The 5,695-nt window shown below is 52.3% G+C and carries 5 protein-coding genes and 2 pseudogenes; 2 read left to right on the forward strand and 5 right to left on the reverse strand.

Features of this window, described 5'->3' with window-relative positions:
• Nucleotides 1–21: 21 nt before the first annotated feature.
• On the forward strand, nt 22–600 hold the full coding sequence (locus tag HMPREF2959_RS07140; protein WP_306171316.1) for a C39 family peptidase: 579 nt from the start codon (nt 22–24) through the stop codon (nt 598–600).
• A gap of 129 nt (nt 601–729) precedes the next feature.
• Entirely contained in the window at nt 730–2,391 is a 1,662-nt protein-coding gene (locus tag HMPREF2959_RS07145) for an electron transfer flavoprotein-ubiquinone oxidoreductase (RefSeq protein ID WP_002239868.1), read from the forward strand.
• A 238-nt stretch (nt 2,392–2,629) separates the two neighbouring features.
• Here the strand turns inward: HMPREF2959_RS07145 and HMPREF2959_RS07150 are convergent, their stop codons facing one another.
• The 5 genes and pseudogenes from HMPREF2959_RS07150 to HMPREF2959_RS12625 all read right to left on the reverse strand — a co-directional run bounded on the left by HMPREF2959_RS07150 (nt 2,630) and on the right by HMPREF2959_RS12625 (nt 5,550).
• Nucleotides 2,630–3,124: a nitrous oxide reductase accessory protein NosL gene (locus tag HMPREF2959_RS07150; RefSeq protein ID WP_002226605.1), complete on the reverse strand. Its 495-nt coding sequence runs from the start codon at nt 3,122–3,124 to the stop codon at nt 2,630–2,632.
• Nucleotides 3,121–3,252: pseudogene (locus HMPREF2959_RS12945) on the reverse strand (ABC transporter permease); the annotation flags it as partial. The pseudogene HMPREF2959_RS12945 and the gene HMPREF2959_RS07150, both read right to left, overlap by 4 nt.
• A 16-nt stretch (nt 3,253–3,268) precedes the next feature.
• Nucleotides 3,269–3,883, reverse strand: a pseudogene (locus HMPREF2959_RS07155) (ABC transporter ATP-binding protein); the annotation flags it as partial.
• A 57-nt stretch (nt 3,884–3,940) separates the two neighbouring features.
• On the reverse strand, nt 3,941–5,140 hold the full coding sequence (locus HMPREF2959_RS07160; protein WP_079762438.1) for a nitrous oxide reductase family maturation protein NosD: 1,200 nt from the start codon (nt 5,138–5,140) through the stop codon (nt 3,941–3,943).
• A complete protein-coding gene (locus HMPREF2959_RS12625) occupies nt 5,029–5,550 on the reverse strand; it encodes a NosR (protein ID WP_238140332.1) in 522 nt (173 codons plus the stop codon). Before HMPREF2959_RS12625 ends, HMPREF2959_RS07160 begins: the two co-directional genes overlap by 112 nt.
• Nucleotides 5,551–5,695 lie beyond the last annotated feature (145 nt).

Genomic DNA, 5,695 nt, shown 5'->3' on the forward strand with positions numbered 1-5,695 from the left:
CGCCGTACTGGTTTAAATTTAATCCACTATAATCCTGTTGCTTATGGAAAAATCAAAGTGCAGAGTTGGAAAGAGAGGCGCGATTTCAATATTGTAAAGCAGGATTTGGATTTTTCCTGCGGGGCGGCTTCGGTGGCGACGCTTTTGAACAATTTTTACGGGCAAAAGCTGACGGAAGAGGACGTGTTAAAAAAACTGGATAAGGAGCAGATGCCCGCGTCGTTTGAGGATATGCGGCGCATTATGCCTGATTTGGGTTTTGAAGCGAAAGGCTATGCCCTGTCTTTCGAGCAGCTTGCACAGTTGCAAATCCCCGTCATCGTGTATCTGAAATACCGCAAGGATGATCATTTCTCGGTATTGCGCGGTATAGACGGCAATACGGTTTTGCTTGCCGACCCGTCGCTGGGTCATGTTTCAATGAGCAGGGCGCAGTTTTTGGATGCTTGGCAAACCCGTGAGGGAAATTTGGCAGGTAAGATTTTGGCGGTTGTGCCGAAAGGGAGGGATGCCGGCGGGGATAAGGCGTTTTTCACACGCAGTCCGAAACGTCAGACGGAGTTTGCGGTCGGACAGGTAAAATGGTGGCGTGCTTATTGAAATTTCGACAAAGGTCGTCTGAAAACCGAAAATATGGTTTTCAGACGACCTTTGTTGTATTTGGTAACTATATGTTCCCGTTGTATAATTACGGATTTGCAATTCAATAATAAATACACAGGAACCGCCATGACAGAATCCATCACCCGCGACAGTATGCAATACGATGTCGTGATTGTCGGCGCAGGCCCATCGGGTTTGTCCGCCGCCATCAAACTCAAGCAGCTTGCCGAACAGAACGGGCGCGAAATCAGCGTTTGCGTGGTGGAGAAAGGTTCGGAGGCGGGTGCACATTCGCTGGCGGGCGCGGTTATCGATCCGATTGCGCTGAATGAGTTGATTCCCGACTGGAAAGAAAAAGGCGCGCCGCTGACGCGTACGGTAACGCAGGACAAAGTGTTGTTCCTGACTGAGAAAAAAGCGTTCAATCTGCCTATTACCCCAAATTTCGACAATCACGGCAACTACATCGTCAGCTTGGGCGAAGTCGTGCGCTGGTTGGCGGAGCAGGCGGAAAATATGGGCGTGGAAATCTATCCGGGCTTTGCCGCCGCCGAAGTGCTGTATCACGAAGACGGTTCGGTCAAAGGCATTGCAACCGGCAATATGGGCATTGGCAAAGACGGCGAGCCGACCGATTCATTCCAACCCGGCATGGAGCTTTGGGCGCAGCAAACCCTGTTTGCCGAAGGTTGTCGCGGTTCGCTTTCCAAACAAATCATCGAACGCTTCAAACTCGACCAAAACAGCCAGCCGCAAACTTACGGCTTGGGCATTAAAGAAGTTTGGGAAGTGCCGTCCGAACAGCATCAGCCCGGTTTGGTGGTGCACAGCGCAGGCTGGCCGCTGGACAGCAAAACCTACGGCGGCGCGTTTGTTTACCATTTCGATGACAACAAAGTCGCCGTCGGCTTCGTGGTCGGTTTGGACTATCAAAATCCTTATCTGTCGCCGTTTGAAGAGTTCCAACGTTTCAAAACCCATCCCGAAATCCGCAAAACCTTTGAAGGCGGCCGCCGCATTGCTTACGGCGCGCGTTCGCTGATTGAAGGCGGTTTGCAAAGCCTGCCGAAACTCTCGTTCAAAGGGGGCATTTTGGTCGGCGATGCGGCGGGTTTCCTCAATATGCCGCGCATCAAAGGCATTCATACCGCGATGAAATCCGCCATGCTCGCCGCCGAAGCCGTGTTCCCCTTGTTGGAAAACCTTGAAGAAGTGGAGGGTTTCGACAGCGGCAAAGAGGCGGCGGATTATCAGCAACGTTTTGAACAAAGCTGGCTGTATCAAGAGCTTTACGCCGCGCGCAACGTCCGTCCGTCATTCAAATGGGGCGTTTACCTCGGCTCGCTTTATACCGGCATCGACCAGATGATTTTCAGAGGCAAAGCCCCGTGGACCTTGAAACATCACGGTAAAGACAACGAGCAGCTCAAAAAAGCCGCCGCGTGCAAGCCGATTGCTTATCCGAAACCCGATGGCGTGTTGACCTTCGACCGCTTGAGCAGCGTCTTCCTTGCCAATCTCGCGCACGAAGAAAACCAGCCCGACCATTTGGTGCTGAACAATCCGCAAACGATGATAAACGTGAACTACAAAGAATACGCCTCGCCCGAAACGCGCTATTGTCCGGCGGGTGTGTACGAAATTATTGAAGAAAACGGCAATCCGCGCCTGCAAATCAACGCGGCAAACTGCGTGCACTGCAAAACCTGCGACATCAAAGACCCGACGCAAAACATCACTTGGATTTGCCCCGAAGGCGCGAGCGGGCCGAATTACGGCGGGATGTAAACCTTATTCCGCCGTTACGCCCGGTCAGGAATAAGGAATGGGGCAGTTGTTCAAACCTGCCCCGTTTGAACCCATAATATAGTGGATTAAACTTAAATCAGGACAAGGCGACGAAGCCGCAGACAGTACAGATAGTACGGCAAGGCGAGGCAACGCTGTACTGGTTTAAATTTAATCCACTATAAAAAATGCCGTCTGAACCTTGGCTTCAACGTTCAGACGGTATTTTTGTTTGGATTTATTTGAAAATATAGGTATCAGGCATATCGTCGAAACTGACAACCTTACCGCCTTTATCCTTTGCAAATTTTTCAGCCTGCTCCTTGTTGCCGAACGGTAGCGCGTCTTCCGCACCCATACCGCCGATAAAGCCGCTGTCGATGACGTAAAAGGCTTTTTTCGCATCCATCCACTCCGTGTCGGCATTGGGATTCGTCCAATCGGTAACATTGCCCATATCGGTAACGTAAATCACGCGGATGCCTTTAGGCTCTTCGGGCAGCTTGGTATAGCCGAACATCTGCTTGATGGTGGAGAACCAAACGGGCTGATCGGGTTTGCCGTTCAAGAAAATCTGGGCTTTGGGGCCGTTGTGTTCGGTCAGGTTCATACTGCAATAGTGTCCGACCGAACGGTCGCTAATCTGCTGGGGTAAAGGCGGCGGCCCCTCTTCCGCCTGCCGGCAGGCACTTAAGGCGAAAACGGCAATAATTGCCAACAGGGTTTTCTTCATATTTGTCGCTTTCTAAAAATTCCGGCTGCCAAAACAAGCGGAATGATAACCCATAAAACCTGCGCGGTCAGCAAAACGGGGACGGTCAGGCTGATTTGTCCGCTCAAACCCGCCATACCCGCATATAGTGGATTAAATTTAATCCACGATAATGCGGTCGGCGTGCCCGTCCAACTCGGCAAGGGCGTGGGTGCTGAGCAATACGGTCGCGCCGCGCCCGTTGAGTTCGCGCACGACTTCGTAAAACATTTGTCGTTATGCAGGGTCGAGGCCGGTTGTCGGTTCGTCAAACAGCAGGACTTTGGGCTCGCCCAGCAGGGCTTGTGCCAAGGCAAGGCGTTGGCGCATCCCTTTAGAATAAGTGCCGACGCGGCGGTGTGCCGCCTGTGAAATGCCGACGCGCTCAAGCAGCCCCCGGTTCTGCGTGAGCGGCTGTTTTTTAAGTTTGGCATAAAAATCCAGCGTTTCGATGCCGATCAGCGAAGGGTGCAGCGCAACGGTTTCGGGCAGGTAGCCGATTTGGCTGCGAAGCCGCGCCCCCGCTTTGCTACCGGTACGTTCGCCCAAAAGCATCACTTCGCCTTCGGTCGGGGTAATCAGCCCGAGTATCAGCTTCATAATGGTGGACTTGCCCGCGCCGTTGTGTCCGGCAAGCCCGACGCTTTCTCCTGCCTTCAAAACCAAATCGACTTGGTTGACGGCTTTTTGCGCCCCGAACCGTTTGGTTACCTTCCTCAATTCGACATGATGTGTGGTCATGGTTGTTCCTTTTGTGTTTTCAGACGGCATTTGAATCCGGATGCCGTCTGAAGCAGACTAGTTCAAAGAACCGTTTTCCGCCCTGCCCCATTCCGACTGCCGCGTTTCGACTTCTTTGAGTAGCTCGTCCTTCATCGCCTGATAACGGGTTTGAATTTTGGGGGCATAAGGCTTCATCAGCGGTTTGCTGTCCACCACGCCGCCAGGCAGAACGGCGGGAAACTGCGCCTGCGCCCATTTGACGATGCTGATTGCGGGACTGTTCATCAAGAGACGCGATACGGGCGCGCGCCAGATGATTTGGTCGATGATGCCGTTGGGCCGGTACGCGCTGTCGCCGAAGCCGTCGCCGTTCAAATCGAACGCGCTGTTGTCGCTCCAATAGTTGCCGTGTCCGCCCTCGCTCCAGTCGAGAAAGCGCGTGCTGACGTATTTGACCTGGCTTTCGTTGTTGATAAAGGAATTGTCGTGCAGTGACGTGCCTTCGATGGCGGCGGTAAAGTGTATGCCGATTTGGCAGTTTTCAAAATGATTGGCGGACAGTTTATCGTAGTTGGCATTGTAGGCAAAAACGCACTTGCCCGCTTTGTTGATAATGTTGTCGTGAATATCGGAATAGTTGACATAGTTGAGCATGATGCCTTGGTCGCGGCTGCCGACGGCGATATTGTCAAACACTTTGAGCCGCTCGGAAAACATCAGCACATAGCCCATATTGTTGCCCACGGAAATATTGCCGCTGATTTCGCTGTCGTTGGTGTACATATAGTGGACGGCGAAACGCAAATCGCTGAAGCGGTTGTTTTTATAGGTGTTGTGCGTGCTGGTATTGGAAAAAATGCCGTCCCGCCCTTTGGAAATATCGTTGCCGACGACCTGCGCGCCGGGCGCGTTCCAAACGGTAACGCCATTGCCGCGCTCGTTCACGCGCAAAGTCGCGTCGCCGACGATTTTATTCTCCCGCACCATCGCATCGGCAGAACCATGCAGATATACGCCGACCGAATTATCCAAAATATTGTTGTGTTCGATCAGGGCGCGCGGGGCGGTTTCTTCGAGATAAATACCGGCATCCATTGCAGGCAGGCTCATACCGGAACGGGTAACGGTCAGGTTGCGGAGCGTTACGTCCGGCGCGTGTACGGCTATGGTACGCCCGCTCCTGTCTCCTTCGATGGTTGCGGAACGGTCGGCAGGCCCTTCAATCGTAATCGGTTTGTCGATATAAAGTTTGGTTTGATATACGCCGGAAGCCAGTTTGAGCGTATCGCCCGCCCGGGCGCGGGCAAATGCGGGATACCGATCAGCATAATCGGTTCGTGATGATCGACCAGTTTCGCTCCGGCTATCGTGCCGTCATTTGCCAAAGCCATCAGCGTATCGATCGGTTTGCTCGAATAACCGCGCGTATTGACCGCATCGGTCGTGATATAGACCAAGCCCAACTGCTCATCGCCTTTGTAAACGCGGGCAACCATAGGCTTACCTTCCGGCTTGCTGTAACGGTCCGCACCCGGAAAAATTTCCGAAGGCTGTATTTTCGCCAGAAAATCAGGCAGACGCTCCGCATAAGCGGGCAGTGCCGCCGTCAAAAAGACAAAGGCGGCAAAAAACGCCGTTATCCGCGCCCGAAACGCGGACATACGTTTGATTGAAAAACAGGACATGACTATCCCCGATATACCGATACTCTTTAATATTGATATTATATGAATCATCTATCGGCGATTTTTTGATGCAAATCAAATTTACAAATCTTAAAACCAATCCGCATACGGGATAATATAGTGGATTAAATTTAAACCAGTACAG

The organism is Neisseria sp. HMSC070F02 (assembly GCF_001814225.1).
Lineage (GTDB): Bacteria > Pseudomonadota > Gammaproteobacteria > Burkholderiales > Neisseriaceae > Neisseria > Neisseria meningitidis.

Coding starts and splice junctions, on each gene's coding strand:
- HMPREF2959_RS07145 (WP_002239868.1), top strand. CDS start 730: ATGACAGAATCCATCACCCGCGACAGTATGCAATACGATGTCGTGATT.
- HMPREF2959_RS07150 (WP_002226605.1), bottom strand. CDS start 3,124: ATGAAGAAAACCCTGTTGGCAATTATTGCCGTTTTCGCCTTAAGTGCC.
- HMPREF2959_RS12625 (WP_238140332.1), bottom strand. CDS start 5,550: ATGTCCTGTTTTTCAATCAAACGTATGTCCGCGTTTCGGGCGCGGATA.